This is a genomic window from Thauera mechernichensis (genome assembly GCF_029588855.1).
Classification (GTDB): Bacteria; Pseudomonadota; Gammaproteobacteria; order Burkholderiales; family Rhodocyclaceae; genus Thauera; species Thauera mechernichensis.
This window is the reverse complement of sequence record NZ_JARQZE010000008.1, coordinates 21,792-40,000: the sequence shown is the minus strand read 5'-3', so window position 1 is coordinate 40,000 and position 18,209 is coordinate 21,792. Positions and strand designations below refer to the sequence as shown.

Genomic DNA, 18,209 nt, shown 5'->3' with positions numbered 1-18,209 from the left:
ATCATGGCGCGGCCGTTGCGAATCGAGCTTGCGGGCGGTGTGTATCATGTGACGTCGCGCGGCGACCGGCGCGAGATGATCTATGGTGATGACGTCGACCGGCGGGCGTGGCTCGATCTCTTCGGCGAGGTCTGCGAGCGCTTCAACTGGCGCTGCCATGCGTGGTGCCAGATGGGTAACCACTACCATGTCGTCGTGGAGACTGCCGAAGCCAACCTGGCGCGCGGCATGCGGCAGCTCAACGGGGTGTATACGCAGGCGGTCAATCGCCGCTATGGCCGCGTCGGTCACGTTTTTCAGGGGCGCTACAAGGCGATCCTCGTGGAGGCGGACGCCTACCTGGTGGAGCTCGCGCGCTATGTCGTGCTCAATCCGGTGCGTGCCGGCCTGTGCAAGGATGCGGCGGACTGGCCGTGGAGCAGTCATCGCGCGCTGCTCGGCCGGGTGGAGGCCCCGTCATGGTTGGCGACGAACTGGGTCCTTGGCCAGTTCGGTGAAGTGCGGACGCGCGCCATCGGCCGCTACGAAGACTTTGTGCGCGCCGGTGTTGGTCTTCCGCCGATCTGGGAAGGCCTGAATGCGCAGATCTACCTGGGCAGCGCGGATTTTGCAGGTCGCATGGCGAGCAGGTTTGCCGACGATGACAACTTGAGCGAGGTGCCCAGGATGCAGCGTCGCCCGAAGGGTGTGGCCCTCGACGCCTACGTCGAGCGTTTCCCCTCGAGAGACCGGGCCATCCTCGAGGCGGCTGATTCCGGTGAGTTCACCTACGCCCAACTCGCTGCTTTCTTCGGCTTGCATTACAGTTCGATCAGCCGCATCGTCAGCAAGGGGCGTGTGTTACGGCGGCCTCAACGGACTGTGAGTAAATGAAAGACCTGACCCCGCTCGCATGACCCCGCTCGCATGACCCCGCTCGCAGGTTTTCGCCACGCACTCGCCAAGATGTTTCGAGATATCTCCACACCAATCTTTTTCCGTCTCCTGTGGTCAGTCTTGCGCCCGCATGAGGTGCGGCGTCCGATAGACCCAGTCAGGAGATGAGTCCGATGCGCAAGCTGTTTGTCGCTTCCACTTTTGCCCTTGCCGCGACCGCGGCGCAGGCCGATCCGGCCGTGATGTTCGGTATCAACTACAATTTTGGTGGCGGTGGGCCGGGGTTGTCGGTGAAGGTGCTGACGAGTGACCGCGAAGATCGTACGGTGGGATCGGTCGGTGCCAGTTACTATCCGATGATGAATCGTGTCGGCCTGGATCTGGGTGTCGGGCGTACCTTCCAGAACGGCGCGGCGACGGTCGGGTGGGATGTGATCAACAGTGCACCGCAGGCCAGCATTGGCTATGTCGATACCCGGCGCTGAGCGGCAGGGAGTGTCGGCGATTGATTCGTGATCTACTGGCAATGAGGGCTGGAGGCGGCGAGCGCGACGCTGTGGTGCTGCGGCTGTGTGCATCGCCCAACTACGATGCACGACCCGAGGGGGTGGTTCCGAATGTCGTCGTGGTGCACGCCATCAGCCTGCCACCCGATTCTTTCGGCGGTCCTGGGGTAGAGCAGCTGTTTACCAATACGCTCGACCCGGCCGAGCATCCCTATTACGCGGACATCCAGCATCTGCGCGTGTCGGCGCACTATTTCGTCCGTCGTGATGGCGAGGTGGTGTGCTTCGTCGCCCCCGAGCACCGCGCCTGGCATGCAGGCGTGTCGTGCTGGAATGGGCGTGAGCGCTGCAACGATTTCTCGATAGGCATCGAACTCGAAGGCTGTGACACACAGCCATTCGAGCCCGTGCAGTATGTGCGCCTGGCCGGATTGATCGCCGAGTTGCGCACGCGCTACCCGATCGAGGCCGTGGTGGGGCACTCGGACATCGCCCCCGGGCGCAAGACCGATCCCGGGCCGTTCTTCGACTGGCAGCGGCTGGAGCGGCTGCTGTGCATGGGTGATGACATGCGGGCGCCAGGGCACCCGCATGTCAAGTTTTGACAAAATGTTTGTCGAAGAATAGAATTCGCTTCCTGTTGCATCGCAACAATTCAATCAATCTCGGTGCGGCGCCTCTCTGAGAGGGAGACGCAGTTTCATGGACGCGCGCACCGCGGGGTCTGTCGTCTGGTTGCGGCGGCGGGCTTTAACACCTACTGGCGACCGAGCCGGCCATCTGCCGGCGTGGCCAATCGGCCACGCGGCATGCGCGCTGCCCTCAAAGGGTGGCGCGGGCGCAGCACTCCAACAGGGTGCGGCCAGGGTGGCGGCTCAGGCCACAGCATGGAGGACACCATGAAACACGCAACTCGATTCAATGCGCTTGCGCGCAGAACGGGCGGTGCGGCGACCAGCCTCGTCTACGGTGCACTGTTTTCTGCCGGCCTCCTGGGTACGGTCCATATGGTGGCTGCCAATGGCGCTGCCGATGCCGGTGCGACCCTGCAGTTCAGCGATGCGTTTGCGCTCCCGGCGGCGGAGCCGACCACCTCCGAGCTGTCGATGGTCTCTGGCCTTGGCTTGCGGGTAACGCCGCCGGTCAGTCCGGCAGTGACGCTCGCCGATGTCTCCTACACGCCGTCGGTGCCGTTCAGGCGTGCGACCGAACAGCCTGTCGAGCCCGCGCTCAAGGCCTTCAGTCCGGCAGTGACCGGGTTGGAGATGTTGGGCGAAGATCCGTTCGCGCAGGAAGAAGGCGAGCTGTCGATCGAGATGGCGCGCGTGCGCGACTGGATCACCGAGAACTATCGTGTATCCGAGACGGCCATCGTCCCCGCACTGGCAGCCGCCGAGGCTTCTGCGCAGGAACTCGGCTTCGACCCCTTGTTGATCGTGGCGATGATGGCCGTGGAGTCGAGCTTCAACCCGCGTGCGGTCAGCAACATGGGGGCGCAAGGGCTGATGCAGGTGATCCCGCGCTACCACCAGGACAAGCTCGGCGCCAACCGCGGCAAGAACGCGCTGTTCGACCCCGAGGTGAATGTGCGCGTGGGTACCCTGGTGCTCCACGAAGGCCTGCAGCGCTATGGCAGCCTGCAGCGCGCGCTGCAGTATTACAACGGAGCCTTGAAGGACCCGCAGGCCCGCTACACACGCAAGGTGATGTCGCTGAAGAAGCGGCTCATGCTGATCGCCGGGCGTGACGTGGTCCGCACCAGCCTCGAGCAGGCGAGCTAAGCCCGCGCCTGCTCATTACAGCGCCCTGCCGGCCGATCAGGCCCGCAGGGCGCTGATGCGTTCAACGGCCTCGAGCAGGCGTGATTCGCGCGTGGTGTAGGCGATGCGCAGATGGCGGCGCGGCAGGTGGTGGCCGAAGTCGAGCCCGGGCGTGGCTGCCACGCCTGCCTCTTCGATCATGCGGCGGGCGAGCGCTTCGGAGTCGTCCGCGAGCTTCGAAATGTCGGCGTAGATATAGAAGGCGCCTTGCGGCTCGGTCGCGATCGTGAAGCCGATTTCCTGCAGCGCGGGCAGCAGTACGTTGCGGCGGGCGGCGAACTCCGTCCGCCGTGCCTCCAGGATCTCCAGCGTGGCAGGCTCGAAGGCTGCGAGGGCCGCATGCTGCGCGGGCGACGAGGGCGAGATGAAGAAGTGCTGGGCGAGCTTCTCGATCTCGCGCACGAGGGGCGTGGGCGCCACCAGCCAGCCGAGCCGCCAGCCCGTCATGCCGAAATACTTGGAGAAGCTGTTGACGACGAAGACGTCATCGGCCGCGTTGAGTGCCGGGTGTGCCAGTGCGGTGGCGGAGTCGATGCCGTAGGTCAGGCCCTGGTAGATCTCATCGACCAGCAGCAGGCCGCCGCGCCGGCGGGTGACCGCGTGCAGGGCGGCGATCTCGTCGATGCCGAGCAGGGTGCCGGTGGGGTTGGATGGCGTGGCCACCATCAACCCGCGGCTGCGTGCGGTCCAGGCTGCGTCGACCCGGGCCGGAGTGGGTTGGTAGCGGGTCTGCGCGTCTACCGGCAGTGCCTGCGCGACACCTTCGAAGGCGCGCACGAGATGGCGGTTGGAGGGGTAGCCGGGGTCAGGCAGCAGCCATTCGTCGCCGGGGTCTGTGGTGGCAGCGAGCGCGAGCATCAAGGCGCCGGAGGCGCCGGTGGTGATGATGATGCGCTCGGGTGCGACCTCGGCCTTGAAGCGATCCTGGTAGAAGCGTGCGATCGCCTCGCGCAGCCTGGGTAGGCCGAGCGCCGGGGTGTAATGGACGTCGCCGCTGGCAAGGAAGCGGGTGGCAGCCTCGATGACGGGTTGCGGCGTGCCGAAATCGGGTTCGCCGACCTCCATGTGGATGATGTCGCGCCCCTGGGCCTCGAGCTCGCGCGCCCGGCGCAGCAGCTCCATGACGTGGAAGGGCTGGATGTCGGCTGCGCGGCGGGAAAAAGCTTGCATCGTGGGCTCCGGCGATGACGGGTGGTGAGAGCGGCGCCATTCTGCGCCGAAATGAAAAAAGCGCCGACCTGCGGCGCTTTTTTCGGTCGGGCGTGCGGTGGATCAGTCGGCGTTGAGTGCGAGCTCGAACAGTTCGCGCTTGAGCACGAGCTGGCGCGGCAGGCGGTCCTGCAGCTTGTCGAACCACTCCTTGTGCGAGCTGAGTTCGGTGCGCCAGGCGTCTGCGTCGACCTTGGTCAGGGCGTCGAATTCCTCGCGGGTGATCTCGGCGTCGGTCCAGTCGAGGTCTTCGAAGCGCGGCATCCAGCCGAGCGCGGTTTCCTTGGCGGCGATCTTGCCCTGGCAGCGCTCGACGATCCACTTGAGCACGCGCATGTTCTCGCCGAAGCCCGGCCACATGAACTCGCCCTTCTCGTTCATGCGGAACCAGTTCACGCAGAAGATCTTGGGCGTATCTTCGACGACGTGGCCCATGCGCAGCCAGTGGTTGAAGTAGTCGCCCATGTGGTAGCCGCAGAAGGGCAGCATGGCGAACGGGTCGCGGCGCACCACGCCCTGAGCGCCGAAGGCAGCGGCGGTGGTCTCGGAGCCGAGCGTAGCGGCCATGTAAACGCCGAAGTTCCAGTTGAACGCCTGGTACACCAGCGGCACGGTGGTGGCACGGCGGCCGCCGAAGATGAAGGCGGAGATCGGCACGCCGGCGGGATCTTCCCAGGCCGGGTCGATCGACGGGCACTGGTTCGCCGGCGCGGTGAAGCGCGCGTTGGGGTGCGCGGCCTTGCGGCCGGTTTCCCGGGCGATCTCGGGCGTCCAGTCCTTGCCCTGCCAGTCGATCAGGTGCGCGGGGGCTTCCTTGCTCATGCCTTCCCACCACACGTCGCCATCGTCGGTGAGCGCGACGTTGGTGAAGATGATGTTTTCCTTGAGCGTGGCCATGGCGTTGAAGTTGGTCTTCTCGGAGGTGCCGGGGGCGACGCCGAAGTAGCCGAACTCGGGGTTGATGGCGCGGAACTTGCCGTCGGGGCCGGGCTTGATCCAGGCGATGTCGTCGCCGACGGTGGTGATCTTCCAGCCGTCGAAGGACTTGGGCGGGATCAGCATGGCGAAGTTGGTCTTGCCGCATGCCGACGGGAAGGCGGCGGCGACGTAGGTCTTCTCGCCCTGCGGCGATTCGACGCCGAGGATCAGCATGTGCTCGGCCAGCCAGCCTTCGTCACGCGCCATGGTGGAGGCGATGCGCAGCGCGAAGCACTTCTTGCCGAGCAGGGCGTTGCCGCCGTAGCCCGAGCCGTAGGACCAGATCTCGCGCGTCTCGGGGTAATGCACGATGTACTTGGTGGTCGGGTTGCACGGCCAGCGGCTGTCCTTCTCGCCCTGGGCGAGCGGGGCGCCGACGGTGTGCACGCAGGGCACGAACTCGCCGTCGGTGCCGAGCACCTCGATGGCGCCGCGGCCCATGCGCGTCATGGTGCGCATGTTGGTGACGACGTAGGGGCTGTCGGAGATTTCGACGCCGATGTGGGCGATCGGGCTGCCGAGCGGGCCCATCGAGAACGGCACCACGTACATGGTGCGGCCGTGCATCGCGCCCTTGAACAGGCCGTTCAGCGTCTCGCGCATCACCGCCGGGTCTTCCCAGTTGTTGGTGGGGCCGGCGTCTCCTTTGTCCTGCGAGCAGATGAAGGTGCGGTCCTCGACGCGGGCGACGTCCGAGGGGTCGGACCAGGCGAGGTAGGAGTTCTTGCGCTTTTCCGGGTTGAGCTTGATCAGCATGCCGGATTCGACCATCTCTGCGCACAGGCGGTCGTACTCTTCCTGGGAGCCGTCGCACCAGACGACACGGTCAGGCTCGGTCAGGGCGGCGATCTCGCCGACCCACTGCTTCAGGCCTTCGTGGCGGACATATTCGGGGGCAGCGGCAATGGCCGCCTGGGCGTGGTTCTGAGACATGTGTACAGCTCTCCCGTGCTGTGATGCGTAACCATTCCCGTCGGTCGGCCATCGTTGAAGCAGGTGCTGCCTGGCCGGCGGGCTGCTCGGGCGCCGGCTGGGGCGCCCCGACGTACCGATGCGATGCGTTTGCGGGTGAAACGTGCGCGAACGAATTGCAATCGGTGAAAGCCCGTAATTATGCCATGAGGAGCGCAGACTTATGAATGCGCTCGTAACTATCGGTGAGCAAACGCATGGCTATCATGGAAGTGCGCACGCAGGCCGGGCAGTGTTTGTTTCACGATGCAAAGACGTTTTTCGTAATGCGAAAGATTGGCCTTTGCGGTATGCTGCGCAGGATCGTGCGCGAGTCGTCCTGCTCCGTCGTCTTTTGGGGTGGGGCGCGTTGCTCGCGCACTCCACGCCGAAGAACAGAAAGGAAGAGACCATGGACGAACTGATCCGCGCTGCCGCGCTCGATTACCACCGTTATCCGCGCCCCGGGAAAATCTCGGTGACACCGACCAAGGTGCTGTCGAACCAGCGCGACCTGTCGCTGGCCTATTCGCCCGGCGTGGCGGCCGCCTGCGATGCCATCGTCGAGGATCCGGCCCAGGCCGCCGAGCTCACCGCGCGCTCGAACCTGATCGGCGTGGTCACCAACGGCACGGCTGTGCTCGGCCTGGGCAACATCGGCCCGCTCGCGGCCAAGCCGGTGATGGAAGGCAAGGGCGTGCTGTTCAAGAAGTTCGCCGGCATCGACGTCTTCGACCTCGAGATCGATGAGCCCGACGCCGACAAGCTGATCGACATGATCGCCGCGCTCGAACCCACCTTCGGCGGCATCAACCTCGAGGACATCAAGGCGCCCGAGTGCTTCTACATCGAGCAGAAGCTGCGCGAGCGCATGAAGATCCCGGTCTTCCACGACGATCAGCACGGCACCGCGATCGTGGTCGGCGCCGCACTGCTCAACGGCCTGCATCTGCAGGGCAAGGCGCTGGACAAGGTGAAGCTGGTGACCTCGGGCGCGGGTGCGGCGGCGCTGGCCTGCCTGGGCTTGCTGGTCAAGCTTGGCATTCCGGTCGAGAACATCTGGGTGACCGACATCGAAGGCGTGGTCTATGAGGGCCGCACGGTGCTCATGGATCCGATCAAGGCGCGCTATGCGAAGAAGACCGATGCGCGCAAGCTCGCCGAGGTCATCGAGGGCGCCGACGTCTTCCTCGGTCTGTCGGCGGGCGGCGTGCTCAAGCCCGAGATGGTCGCGAAGATGGCGCCCAACCCGATGATCCTCGCGCTTGCCAACCCCACGCCCGAGATCCTCCCCGACGAGGTGAAGAAGGTGCGCAGCGACGCCATCATCGCCACCGGCCGTTCGGACTACCCGAACCAGGTCAACAACGTGCTGTGCTTCCCCTTCATTTTCCGCGGTGCGCTGGACGTCGGCGCGACCACCATCACCGACGAGATGCAGCTCGCCGCGGTGAAGGCGATCGCCGAACTCGCACGCGTGGAGCAGAGCGATATCGTCGCGGCCGCCTATGGCGAGAAGGTGGGCGGCTTCGGCCCCGAGTACATCATCCCGCGCCCCTTCGATCCGCGCCTGATCGTCAAGATCGCCCCCGCAGTCGCTGCGGCAGCCGAGGCTTCGGGCGTGGCGACACGGCCGATCAGCGACTGGGACGCCTACCGCGGCCAGCTCAACAACTTCGTCTGGCATTCGGGCCTGATCATGAAGCCGGTGTTCGCCGCCGCGCGCAAGGATCCGAAGCGCATCATCTTCTCCGAGGGCGAATCCGAGAAGGTGCTGCGTGCCGTGCAGCAGGTGGTCGACGAGGGCCTGGCGCGTCCGATCCTGATCGGCCGCCCGGACGTGGTGATCCACAACATCGAGCGCTTCGGTCTGCGCATGGCGGCCGAGCGCGACTTCGAGATGGTCAACCCGGACTCCGATCCGCGCTTCAACGAACTCTGGCAGCACTACCACAGCCTGATGGAGCGTCGCGGCGTCTCGGTCGAGTACGCCAAGAAGGAAGTGCGCCGCCGCACTACGCTCATCGGCACGCTGCTGCTCAAGTTCGGCTACGGCGACGGCCTGATCTGCGGCACCTACGGCATGCACCGCCTGCACCGCGAGTTCGTCGAAACCGTGCTCGGCCGGCGCGAGGGGGTCAACAACCTGTACACGGTCAACCTGCTCAGCCTGCCCGGACGCACCCTGTTCCTGGCCGACACCTATGTCAACTACGACCCGACGCCCGAACAGGTGGTCGAGATGACACTGCTGGCCGCCGAGGAGATGAAGCGCTTTGGTGTCGAGCCGCGCATCGCCTTGTTGTCGCATTCGTCCTTCGGTTCGGCCGACTCGCCGACCGCCGAGAAGATGCGCACGGCCTTGCGCCTGCTGCACGAGCGTCACCCCGAGTTGCAGGTCGAGGGCGAGATGCACGGCGACTCGGCGCTCGACGCCAAGCATCGCCTGCAGATCTTCCCCAACGCCAGGATGCGCGAAGATGCCAATCTGCTCATCTTCCCCACCCTGGATGCGGCGAACATCGCCTTCAACCTGTTGAAGAACGCGGCGGGCGAGGGCATGACGGTGGGGCCGATCCTGCTCGGCGCATCCAAGCCGGTCCATATCCTGACGCCGTCGGCGACCGTGCGCCGCATCATCAACATGACGGCGCTCACCGTCGTGGAGGCGGGACAGGTCGGCTGATTCGCATCGGTCGTCCGCCGTACATGCTTGCATGACGATCGCCCGCTGCCTCATGCTTGAGGCAACGGGTGATCGGAGGCGGGCGGATGCGGATGCAGGAGGGGCGGGCGGCGTTGGTGCTGACCGGCGGTGGTGCACGTGCGGCCTATCAGGTCGGTGTGCTGAGCGCCATTCGCGAGCTCCGGGGCGCGTCCCCTGGCAATCCCTTTCCCATCCTCTGCGGCACCTCGGCCGGTGCAATCAACGCCGCCGCGCTGGCCTCGCATGCGGTCGATTTCAATCGCGCCGTCCGCCATATCGAGCGCATCTGGCGCAACCTGCATGCCGAGCAGGTCTATCGCGTCGATGCGCCCGCCTTGCTTGGCAGCGGCATCCATTGGGGGTCGGCGCTGTTCGGCGGCTGGCTGTTGCGCCAGACGCCGCGCTCCCTGCTCGACAACGCGCCGCTGCGCGGACTGCTCGAGCGCGCGCTCGACTTCCGTGCCATTGACCAGGCGATCAAGAGCGGGGCGCTCTATGCGCTCAGTGTCACGGCTTCTGGCTACTCCAGCGGCCAGAGCCTGGCCTTCTTCCAGGGTTCGCTCGACATTCACCCGTGGCGGCGCGAGCAGCGCATGGGCGTGCGTACCGAGCTGACTATCGAACATCTGATGGCGAGCAGCGCCCTGCCTTTCGTGTTTCCGGCGGTCAGGATCCATCGCGAGTGGTTCGGCGATGGTTCGATGCGCCAGCTCGCGCCGGTGAGCCCTGCCATCCATCTGGGGGCGGAGCGCATCCTGGTGGTCGGCGCGGGACGCACGGCGGAGGAGGGGCGGCAGCGCGCCGAGCGCTATCCCTCGCCTGCGCAGATTGCCGGCCATGCCTTGTCGAGCATCTTTCTCGACACGCTTGCGGTCGATCTGGAGCGTCTCGCACGCATCAACGACACCGTGTCCCGTCTCGAGCCTGCCCAGCGCCAGTTCGCTGGCATCGGCCTGCGCGCGATAGAGACCCTGGTGATCCAGCCCTCGCAGCGGCTCGATACCATCGCCGGGCGTCATGGCCATCAGCTGCCGCGCCTGCTGCGCATGGTGCTGCGTGGTCTGGGGACGATGCGCCGTGAGGGCTCCACCCTGTTGTCCTACCTGCTGTTCGAGCCGGGCTTCACCCGTACCCTGATCGAGCTTGGCTACGACGATGCGATGGCGCGCAAGTCCGAGTTGAGCGACTTCCTGCGCATCGGCTAGCGGCGCGCGCCCGGAATGTGCCGAGACGACGGCCGCACGCGGTCGCCGAATGTGGGAAAATGTGAAGACACAATTCGAAATTACTTGAAATCAGTTTTGTATCTGCTTATTTTTCATACAAAACGCTTTCCGGTTTCTTTCCGTCTTTTAGGCTTGCCGCTCACCATGAAGCTCAGACTCCTCGTTGCCAGCCTTGCCGCGCTGTTCGCACTGCAGTCGGGGGCCGTGCTGGCCTCGTCCACGAAGTCTCAGTCCGCTGGCAAGACCGCTGCGAGCAAGCCCGCGCCCAAGGCTCCGGCGAAGGCGGCGCCCAAGAAGGCGGTGTCCAGCAAGCCTGCGCCCAAGAAGGCGGTTGCCAAGCCCGGTACCAATGCCAAGCCCGCGGCCAAGAAGGTAGTGGCGCGCAAGGCCGTACCGGCCGCGGCGGCAGCAGCAGCGGCTCCGGCCGCGCTGGGGGCCGACGAGGATGCGCCGCTTGCGCTGGACGCCAACGGCCTGCCATTGCTGGGTTCGAGCGCTTTCTATGTGATCAACCAGAACACCGGCGAGGTGTTGCTCGAGCGCAATGGTTCCGCGGTGGTGCCGATCGCCTCGATCACTAAGCTGATGACGGCGATCGTCGTGCTCGAGGCGGGCCAGAGCCTGTCCGAGCGCCTCACCATCACCGAAGGTGACATCGACCGCCTCAAGGGTACTGGCTCTCGCCTGGCGCTGGGCACGACGCTCAGCCGCGAGGAGATGCTGCAGCTGGCGCTGATGTCCTCGGAGAACCGTGCCGCCTCGGCGCTGGCACGCAATTACCCCGGTGGCGAGAGTGCATTCGTCGAGGCCATGAACGTGAAGGCGCGGTTGCTCGGGCTGTGGGATACGCGTTTCCGCGACAGCACCGGACTGAATCCCGGCAACGTGTCCAGCCCGAAGGATCTCGCCCGCCTGGTTGCCGCGTCGGCCGCGTTCCCGCTCATTCGCGAGTTCTCGACTGCGCACGAGCGCTACGTTGACGTGCGCGGCCGCATGCTGCGCTTTGGCAACACCAATGGCCTGGTGCGCAGTCCCGAGTGGGCGATCAGTGTGTCCAAGACCGGCTACATCTCCGAGGCCGGGCGCTGCCTGGTCATGCAGGCCTGGCTGCAGCAGCAGCCGGTCGTGATGGTGCTGATGGATTCGAGCGGGCGCTACACGCGTACCGCCGACGCCAAGCGCGTGCGCAAGTGGCTCGAACAAGGCATGCCGCAACGCCTCGCGGTCGCACCGCAACGCGCTGGCGGCTGAGCCGCCCCTTGCGCCGGGCGGCGCGCCGACAGGATCAGCGAGTACGTGGTGCGCTGAAGCCGAGGGCGCGCGAGATCTCGTCGGCCGTTTCGCGCACGAGTGGCGCCCAGTCCGGGTTGAAACGATCCGACGGGGTCGACAGCGACAGCCCGGCGATCAACTCGCCGCTCTCGTCTCGGATGCCCGCCGCGATACAGCGCACACCCGCTTCGACTTCGTCGAGGTCGAAGCCGACGTCGTGGCGGCGGACGCGATCGAGTTCCTTTTCCAGCGCGGGCAGGGTGGTGATAGAGGCCGGCGTCGATGCGGGCAGGCCGGTGCGGCGAGCGTAATCGCGGATGCGTTCGGCGCCATCCTCGGCCAGGAACAGCTTGCCGGTTGCCGTCGTGTGCAGCGGCGCGCGAGCGCCGACGATATGCACCACGCGCACCGACGCGCGCCCGCTGGACGTTCGCTCCACATACACGATCTCGTCACCGGCGCGCACGCCCAGATTGACGCTTTCGCCGGTTGCCGCGTGCAGCTTGAGCATGAAAGGCATTGCGGTTTCGCGCAGCGAGATGCGCGACTTCACGAGGCTGCCCAGCTCGAGGAGGCGGATGCCCAGGCGGTAGACGCCGGCTTCCGAGCGCTCGACGAAGCCGGTGCCGGTCATGGCGCCGAGAATGCGGTGCGCTGTGGAGGGGTGCAGTCCGGTCTCGAGCGCGAGCTGTTTGAGCGGCACTGGGTCGGCATGCTGTGCGAGTACGTCGAGCAGCTTCATCATGCGCTCGATGACCTGGATCGAATTCTTGCCTTCCGGGGCGGCGGCGTCGGGCTTGGGTGCGGACAAGGCGGGGCTCTGCTTGGACAATGTCGGAACGGTCGTTTGTTGGAGGGCGATGGTAACCGGGCATGCTGATTTCGCCTAGTGAAATACAGTGCCGTGTGGTGACCCGATTGCTTCAAAGATATACTTTGGCCGGAATGCGCGCGGGCCGGACGTTTGCAGGTGATCATCGAGCGGCGTCGCCACTGCGATGCTACTCGCCCGGCGTCGTCTCCCGCCTGCCCTCTCCGTTCCTTGTCCCCCGCTTCCGGATGCCCTGATGAGCCTGGTCCTGATCGTGCTGCTACCCTTCGTCGGAGCCCTGTTGCCGGCGCTGATGATCCGTGCCGGGCGCAATGCCTGTGCGACCAGCACCTTCACCTTCACGCTGCTTGCCTTCGCGCTGCTGTTGTCGCATGCGCCGGCGGTGTTCCGCGGCGAGGTAGTGCAGGCGGGCTGGGACTGGTTGCCGGCGCTGGGGCTCAACGCCAACTTCTTCCTCGACGGCCTGGGCTTCTTCTTTGCCGGGCTCATCCTCGGCATCGGCCTGCTGATCATCGTCTATGCGCGCTTCTATCTCGCCAAGGACGATCCGATGGGCAGCTTCTACACCTACCTGCTGCTCTTCCAGGGCGCCATGGTGGGCATCGTGCTGTCGGACAACATCCTGCTGCTGCTGGTGTTCTGGGAGCTGACCAGCCTGTCGTCCTTCCTGCTCATCGGCTACTGGAAGCACCTGCCCGAGGGTCGCCAGGGTGCGCGCATGGCGCTTGCAGTCACCGGTGCAGGCGGACTGGCGATGATCGCCGGCATGCTGATCCTGGGCGACATCGCCGGCTCCTACAATCTCACCGACATCCTGCAGCACAAGGACGCCATCCAGGCTTCGCCGCTCTACCTGCCGGCATTGCTGCTGATTCTCGCCGGCTGCTTCACCAAGAGCGCGCAGTTCCCCTTCCACTTCTGGTTGCCGCACGCGATGGCGGCGCCCACGCCGGTGTCGGCCTACCTGCACTCGGCAACCATGGTGAAGGCGGGACTGTTCCTGATGGCGCGCATGTGGCCGGTGCTCGCCGGCACGGTGGAATGGTTCTACATCGTCGCCACCACGGGGCTCATCACCATGCTCGTGGGGGCGGTGATCGCGCTGTTCAAGGACGACCTCAAGGGCCTGCTCGCCTTCTCCACCGTCAGCCACCTCGGCCTGGTGACCATGCTGCTCGGTTTCGGCACGCCGATGGCGGCCGTGGCGGCGGTGTTCCACATCCTCAATCACGCCACCTTCAAGGCCGCGCTGTTCATGAACGCCGGCATCATCGATCACGAGGCCGGCACGCGCGACATCAAGCGCCTGGGCGGCCTGCTGCACCTGATGCCGGTCACCGCCACGCTGGCCATGGTCGCGGCAGCGTCGATGGCGGGGCTGCCGCCGCTCAATGGCTTCCTGTCCAAGGAGATGATGCTGCACGAGGCGGCAGCGACCGCCTGGCTGGGTAACGGCTGGGTGGTGCCGGCGCTGGCCACGCTCGCGGCCTGCTTTTCGGTGGCCTATTCCTTGCGCTACATCGTGCATGTCTTCTTCGGGGCGAAGCGCAGCGATTACCCGCACACGCCGCACGACCCGCCCGCCGGCCTGTGGCTGCCGCCAGCCCTGCTGGTGGTGCTGGTGGTGCTGATCGGGCTGCTGCCGGCCACGGTGGCGGGGCCACTGGTGGCCGTGGTGGCGCAGGCGGTGATCGGTGGCGCGCTACCTGACTACCATCTGGCGCTGTGGCATGGTGTGAACATCGCGCTCGCACTGTCGGTGGTGGCCGTAGTGGTCGGCCTGGGGGCGCTGCGTGCCTATCCGCGCGTGCGCGCAGTCTGGCGGGCGGGGCCGCATCCGGAAGCCAAGGCGATGTTCGACGCCGTCATGGCGGCCGCGCTCGCGCTGGCACAGCGCGTGACCCATGGCTTGCATAATGGCTCGCTGCAGCGCTACCTGGCGTTTGCCATCGGTGCGATGACGCTGGCAGGCTTCGCGACCTTCATCGGCGCTTCTCACGAGGCCGGTACGCGCGAACTGCTGCCGGCGGAGCCGGTGGCGGTGGTCGCCTGGCTGCTGCTGCTCGGCGGCTGCGTGCTGACCGTGATGTTCTTCCGCCAGCGCCTGCTGTCGGTGCTGGTGGTGGGCACCGTGGGCCTGATCGTGTGCGTGGCCTTCATCTACCTGTCCGCGCCCGACCTTGCGCTGACGCAGATCTCCGTCGAAGTCACCACCGTCATCCTGATCCTGCTGGCGCTCTATTTCCTGCCCAAGGCGAGCCCGCTGAGCTCCACCGTCAGCGCCGACCCGCTGCGCCACCTGCGTGACGGGGTGCTCGCGCTGATCGCGGGCGGCGGCATGGGGCTGGTGAGCTGGGCCATGCTCACCCGCGATGGCAGCTCGCTGTCCACCTACTACCTCGAGAATTCGGTGTCGGGCGGCGGCGGCACCAACGTGGTCAACGTGATCCTGGTCGACTTCCGCGGCTTCGATACCTTCGGCGAGATCATCGTGCTCGGCATTGCCGCGCTCGCAATCTACGCGCTGCTCGACGGTGCCCTGCATGGCCGCGTTGCCCGCCGCCTGAGCGCGTGGACGCCCGATCTGCCGGTGTCGGTCGACCGCCACCCGATCATCATGGTAGTCGCCACCCGGGTGATGCTGCCGCTGGCGCTGCTGGTGGGGGCCTACATCTTCCTGCGCGGCCACAACCAGCCCGGTGGCGGCTTCATCGCCGCGCTCGTGGTGTCGATCGCGCTGATCATGCAGTACATGGCAAGCGGCTTCGGCTGGGCGGCGCAGCGCGTCAGGGTCAATTACCACGCCATGATCGGCGCCGGCGTGCTGATCGCGGCGGGGACGGGGATTGCCTCCATGGTGCTCGACCGCCCCTTCCTGACCTCGGCCTTCGACCACTTCCACCTGCCGCTGGTCGGCGAGTTCGAGCTGGCGAGTGCGATGGCCTTCGATACCGGGGTGTTCCTGACCGTGGTCGGTGCGGTGATGCTCGCGCTGGCCAACCTGTCGCGCATGGGGCGCTTGACCGGGCAGCGGCCGGTCAACCGCACGGCGATGGATGTCGATCCCAGCATGGGCATGAGCAAGGAGCACAACTGATGGAATTCCTCGTCGCCACGGCGATCGGCGCGATGACGGCCGCGGGCGTCTACCTGGTGCTGCGCGCCCGTACCTTCCCGGTCATCATCGGCCTCACCCTGCTCACCTACGCGACCAACCTGTTCCTGTTCGCGACGGGCAGGCTTGCCGTCAATCTGCCGCCGGTGATCAGCGCCGATGCCGCGGCTTACACCGATCCCTTGCCACAGGCCCTGGTACTGACCGCCATCGTGATCTCCTTCGGCATGACCGCCGTCATCGTGGTGATGTCCCTGCGCGCCTATCTAGAGACCGGCAATGACCACGTCGACCTGCCCGGCGACGCCTCGCCCGAGGCACGCGAGGACGACTGGAAGCTGCTCGGCCGCAAGCAGGGCGAGCCGGCCGCGCGTGCCGCTGCGGGCCTCGAGGAGCGCGCATGAACCACTGGCTGATCCTGCCCATCCTGATGCCGGCCATCCTCGGAGCCGTGCTGGTGATTGCGGCGCGTCATGACATCGTGCTCTCACGCGTGTTCTCGGTCCTGTCTGCGGGGCTGCTGCTGGCGGTCGCCCTGGTGCTGCTCGCCATGGCCAGCGACGGCAGCGTCCGCGTCTATGCGCTGGGCAACTGGGTGGCGCCCTTCGGCATCGTCCTCGTGCTCGACCGCCTGGCGGCGCTGATGCTGGTGTTGACCGCAACCCTGGGCCTTGGCGTGTTGCTATATGCGATCAACGGCTGGGATGAGCGCGGCAAGCACTTCCACCCTCTGTTCCAGTTCCAGCTCATGGGGCTCAACGGCGCCTTCCTCACCGGCGACTTCTTCAACCTTTTCGTGTTCTTCGAGATCCTGCTCATCGCCTCCTACGGGCTGATGGTGCATGGCGGGGGCGGCCTGCGGGTGAAGGCGGGCGTGCAGTACGTGGTGACCAACCTGGTCGGTTCCTCGCTGTTCCTGATTGCGGTCGGCCTCATCTACAGCGTGACCGGCACGCTCAACATGGCCGACCTCGCGCTCAAGGTGCCGCAGGTGCCGGCAGGCGACCAGGCCCTGCTGCAGACGGGGGCCGTGTTGCTGCTGCTGGTGTTCGGCGTCAAGGCGGCGCTGGTGCCGCTTCACTTCTGGCTGCCCGGCACCTACGCCAACGCGCCGGGGCCGGTGGCGGCGCTGTTTGCGATCATGACCAAGGTGGGCGCCTACTCCATCATCCGCCTCTACGTGCTGGCCTTCGGTGCAGATGCCGGCGACGCAGCCTGGCTGGCGGCGCCCTGGCTGCTGCCGGCCGGTCTGCTCACCCTGGTGCTGGGCATGACCGGTGTGCTGGCGGCGCGCAGCCTGGGCCAGATGGCGAGCTTCGCGGTGATCGGTTCGATGGGCATGCTGCTGGCGACGGTCGCGGTATTCACCCCGCAGTCCATGAGCGCTGCGCTGTTCTACCTGCTGCACTCCACCCTTGGGGCAGGGGCCTTGTTCCTGATTGCCGACATGGTGGCCGAGCGCCGTGGCATGCACCGCGACCGGCTCACGCAGGCGCCGCGCTTCGCCCAGGGTGCCCTCATCGCCGGGCTGTTCTTCGCCGCTGCGATCGCGGTGGCCGGCATGCCGCCGCTGTCGGGCTTCCTTGGCAAGCTGCTCGTCCTCGACAGCGTGCGCAGCCACCCGCAGGCGGCCTGGTTCTGGACGCTGATCCTGGCGACCTCGCTGCTGGCCGTCGTCGGCTTCGCGCGCGGTGGCAGCCTGGTGTTCTGGAAGAGCCATGCACTCGAGGCGCCGCCGCCAGCCACGCTGCGCGCGGCCCCTGCATTGCCCTTCGTGGCGGTGGGCGGCCTGCTTGCCGGCCTCGTCGCCCTGACCGTGCTTGCCGGTCCGGTCCATGCCTGGCTTGATCTCGTGGCAGCGCAGCTGTTTGCGCCGGCCGGCTATATCGAGGCGGTGCTCGGTGCCGCAGGAGGTGTACGCTGATGGCCGAGAAAGCGAGCGTGGACAAACGCCCCTTCATCCAGCGCTGGTTGCCGCATCCGCTGCTGACCGTAGTGCTGATCGTTCTGTGGATGCTGCTGCTCAACAGCTTCAGCTTCGGCGGGCTGGTGATGGGCACGATCCTCGGTGTGATCATCCCGATCATGACGAGCAGTTTCTGGCCGGAACGGCCGCCGGTGAAGGCCTATGGCAAGGCCTTCGCCTACATGGGGCTTGTGGCCTGGGACGTGGTAGTGGCCAACCTGCAGGTCGCGCGCCTGATCCTGTTCCGCCGTAGCGACCAGCTGCGCGTGCGCTGGGTGACGCTGCCGCTCGAGCTGCGTTCGCCCGAGGCGATCACCGTGCTCGCCGGCACCATCACGATGACGCCGGGCACGGTGTCCTGCGACTTGTCGGCCGATGGCCGCAGCCTGCTGGTGCATTGCCTGGACGCCCCTGACGCGGAGGAGGCGGTGCGCCAGATGAAGGCGCGCTACGAGGCCCGCCTGAAGGAGATCTTCCCATGATCGAGTACGCCCTCAACTTTGGCTATGCGGCGGTGTCGGTTGCCGTGCTGCTCAACCTGTGGCGCCTGCTGCGCGGGCCCTCGCTGATGGACCGCGTGCTCGCGGTCGACACGATGGTGATCAACATCATCGCACTCATCATCCTGTTCGGCATCCAGCAACGCACCACGGTATTCTTCGAGGGCGCGTTGCTGTTCGCCATGTTCGGTTTCATTTCCACCGTCGCCTACTGCCGCTTCATCCTGCGCGGCGACGTCATCGAGTGAGCG

General features: G+C 66.2%; 15 protein-coding genes. 12 read left to right on the top strand and 3 right to left on the bottom strand.

Going from position 1 to position 18,209, the window contains the following annotated elements; all coding sequences use genetic code 11:
* The first annotated feature begins 3 nt into the window (after positions 1-3).
* From P7F68_RS12235 to P7F68_RS12220, 4 genes are all read left to right on the top strand, one after another.
* A complete protein-coding gene (locus P7F68_RS12235; RefSeq protein ID WP_002932340.1) occupies positions 4-873 on the top strand; it encodes a transposase in 870 nt (289 codons plus the stop codon).
* A gap of 176 nt (positions 874-1,049) precedes the next feature.
* Complete coding sequence (locus tag P7F68_RS12230) at positions 1,050-1,361, top strand: hypothetical protein (RefSeq protein WP_002932341.1); 312 nt, start codon at positions 1,050-1,052, stop codon at positions 1,359-1,361.
* Between the two features lie 41 nt (positions 1,362-1,402).
* On the top strand, positions 1,403-1,987 hold the full coding sequence (gene ampD, locus P7F68_RS12225; RefSeq protein WP_002932342.1) for a 1,6-anhydro-N-acetylmuramyl-L-alanine amidase AmpD: 585 nt from the start codon (positions 1,403-1,405) through the stop codon (positions 1,985-1,987).
* 294 nt (positions 1,988-2,281) lie between these two features.
* Complete coding sequence (locus P7F68_RS12220) at positions 2,282-3,163, top strand: transglycosylase SLT domain-containing protein (RefSeq protein WP_277833463.1); 882 nt, start codon at positions 2,282-2,284, stop codon at positions 3,161-3,163.
* Positions 3,164-3,199: 36 nt separating this feature from the next.
* Here the strand turns inward: P7F68_RS12220 and P7F68_RS12215 are convergent, their stop codons facing one another.
* Positions 3,200-4,372 carry a pyridoxal phosphate-dependent aminotransferase gene (locus P7F68_RS12215; protein WP_277833460.1) on the bottom strand — a complete coding sequence of 391 codons (1,173 nt, stop codon included), beginning with the start codon at positions 4,370-4,372 and terminating at the stop codon, positions 3,200-3,202.
* A 102-nt stretch (positions 4,373-4,474) separates the two neighbouring features.
* Positions 4,475-6,322, bottom strand: a complete 1,848-nt coding sequence (locus P7F68_RS12210) for a phosphoenolpyruvate carboxykinase (GTP) (RefSeq protein WP_002932355.1) — start codon at positions 6,320-6,322, stop codon at positions 4,475-4,477.
* A gap of 430 nt (positions 6,323-6,752) precedes the next feature.
* Between P7F68_RS12210 and P7F68_RS12205 the strand changes: the two genes are divergently transcribed.
* From P7F68_RS12205 to P7F68_RS12195, 3 genes are all read left to right on the top strand, one after another.
* On the top strand, positions 6,753-9,026 hold the full coding sequence (locus P7F68_RS12205; protein ID WP_002944689.1) for an NADP-dependent malic enzyme: 2,274 nt from the start codon (positions 6,753-6,755) through the stop codon (positions 9,024-9,026).
* A gap of 86 nt (positions 9,027-9,112) precedes the next feature.
* Entirely contained in the window at positions 9,113-10,252 is a 1,140-nt protein-coding gene (locus P7F68_RS12200) for a patatin-like phospholipase family protein (RefSeq protein ID WP_002932365.1), read from the top strand.
* 165 nt (positions 10,253-10,417) lie between these two features.
* Positions 10,418-11,524: a serine hydrolase gene (locus P7F68_RS12195; RefSeq protein WP_277833456.1), complete on the top strand. Its 1,107-nt coding sequence runs from the start codon at positions 10,418-10,420 to the stop codon at positions 11,522-11,524.
* 34 nt (positions 11,525-11,558) lie between these two features.
* Here P7F68_RS12195 and P7F68_RS12190 read toward each other — a convergent pair whose 3' ends face one another.
* Positions 11,559-12,356, bottom strand: a complete 798-nt coding sequence (locus P7F68_RS12190; protein WP_277833454.1) for an IclR family transcriptional regulator — start codon at positions 12,354-12,356, stop codon at positions 11,559-11,561.
* Positions 12,357-12,612: 256 nt separating this feature from the next.
* On the opposite strand from P7F68_RS12190, the gene P7F68_RS12185 reads away from it, so the two are divergent.
* From P7F68_RS12185 to P7F68_RS12165, 5 genes are read left to right on the top strand one after another with little or no spacing between them, the layout of a single operon-like run.
* The gene (locus P7F68_RS12185) at positions 12,613-15,474 is read left to right on the top strand and encodes a monovalent cation/H+ antiporter subunit A (protein WP_002944699.1); all 2,862 of its coding nucleotides are present in this window, start codon (positions 12,613-12,615) and stop codon (positions 15,472-15,474) included.
* The gene (locus tag P7F68_RS12180) at positions 15,474-15,896 is read left to right on the top strand and encodes a Na+/H+ antiporter subunit C (RefSeq protein ID WP_002932377.1); all 423 of its coding nucleotides are present in this window, start codon (positions 15,474-15,476) and stop codon (positions 15,894-15,896) included. Before P7F68_RS12185 ends, P7F68_RS12180 begins: the two co-directional genes overlap by 1 nt.
* Positions 15,893-17,416, top strand: a complete 1,524-nt coding sequence (locus P7F68_RS12175) for a monovalent cation/H+ antiporter subunit D (protein ID WP_002944700.1) — start codon at positions 15,893-15,895, stop codon at positions 17,414-17,416. Before P7F68_RS12180 ends, P7F68_RS12175 begins: the two co-directional genes overlap by 4 nt.
* Positions 17,416-17,940, top strand: a complete 525-nt coding sequence (locus tag P7F68_RS12170) for a Na+/H+ antiporter subunit E (RefSeq protein WP_002944701.1) — start codon at positions 17,416-17,418, stop codon at positions 17,938-17,940. The genes P7F68_RS12175 and P7F68_RS12170 overlap by 1 nt, the downstream gene beginning before the upstream one ends.
* Positions 17,937-18,206, top strand: a complete 270-nt coding sequence (locus P7F68_RS12165) for a K+/H+ antiporter subunit F (protein ID WP_002932388.1) — start codon at positions 17,937-17,939, stop codon at positions 18,204-18,206. Before P7F68_RS12170 ends, P7F68_RS12165 begins: the two co-directional genes overlap by 4 nt.
* Positions 18,207-18,209 lie beyond the last annotated feature (3 nt).

Bases quoted from the DNA above. Each gene is read 5' to 3' on its own strand.
- P7F68_RS12235 (WP_002932340.1), top strand. From the start codon at position 4: ATGGCGCGGCCGTTGCGAATCGAGCTTGCGGGCGGTGTGTATCATGTG.
- P7F68_RS12230 (WP_002932341.1), top strand. From the start codon at position 1,050: ATGCGCAAGCTGTTTGTCGCTTCCACTTTTGCCCTTGCCGCGACCGCG.
- ampD (WP_002932342.1), top strand. From the start codon at position 1,403: ATGAGGGCTGGAGGCGGCGAGCGCGACGCTGTGGTGCTGCGGCTGTGT.
- P7F68_RS12220 (WP_277833463.1), top strand. From the start codon at position 2,282: ATGAAACACGCAACTCGATTCAATGCGCTTGCGCGCAGAACGGGCGGT.
- P7F68_RS12215 (WP_277833460.1), bottom strand. From the start codon at position 4,372: ATGCAAGCTTTTTCCCGCCGCGCAGCCGACATCCAGCCCTTCCACGTC.
- P7F68_RS12210 (WP_002932355.1), bottom strand. From the start codon at position 6,322: ATGTCTCAGAACCACGCCCAGGCGGCCATTGCCGCTGCCCCCGAATAT.
- P7F68_RS12205 (WP_002944689.1), top strand. From the start codon at position 6,753: ATGGACGAACTGATCCGCGCTGCCGCGCTCGATTACCACCGTTATCCG.
- P7F68_RS12200 (WP_002932365.1), top strand. From the start codon at position 9,113: ATGCGGATGCAGGAGGGGCGGGCGGCGTTGGTGCTGACCGGCGGTGGT.
- P7F68_RS12195 (WP_277833456.1), top strand. From the start codon at position 10,418: ATGAAGCTCAGACTCCTCGTTGCCAGCCTTGCCGCGCTGTTCGCACTG.
- P7F68_RS12185 (WP_002944699.1), top strand. From the start codon at position 12,613: ATGAGCCTGGTCCTGATCGTGCTGCTACCCTTCGTCGGAGCCCTGTTG.
- P7F68_RS12180 (WP_002932377.1), top strand. From the start codon at position 15,474: ATGGAATTCCTCGTCGCCACGGCGATCGGCGCGATGACGGCCGCGGGC.
- P7F68_RS12175 (WP_002944700.1), top strand. From the start codon at position 15,893: ATGAACCACTGGCTGATCCTGCCCATCCTGATGCCGGCCATCCTCGGA.
- P7F68_RS12170 (WP_002944701.1), top strand. From the start codon at position 17,416: ATGGCCGAGAAAGCGAGCGTGGACAAACGCCCCTTCATCCAGCGCTGG.
- P7F68_RS12165 (WP_002932388.1), top strand. From the start codon at position 17,937: ATGATCGAGTACGCCCTCAACTTTGGCTATGCGGCGGTGTCGGTTGCC.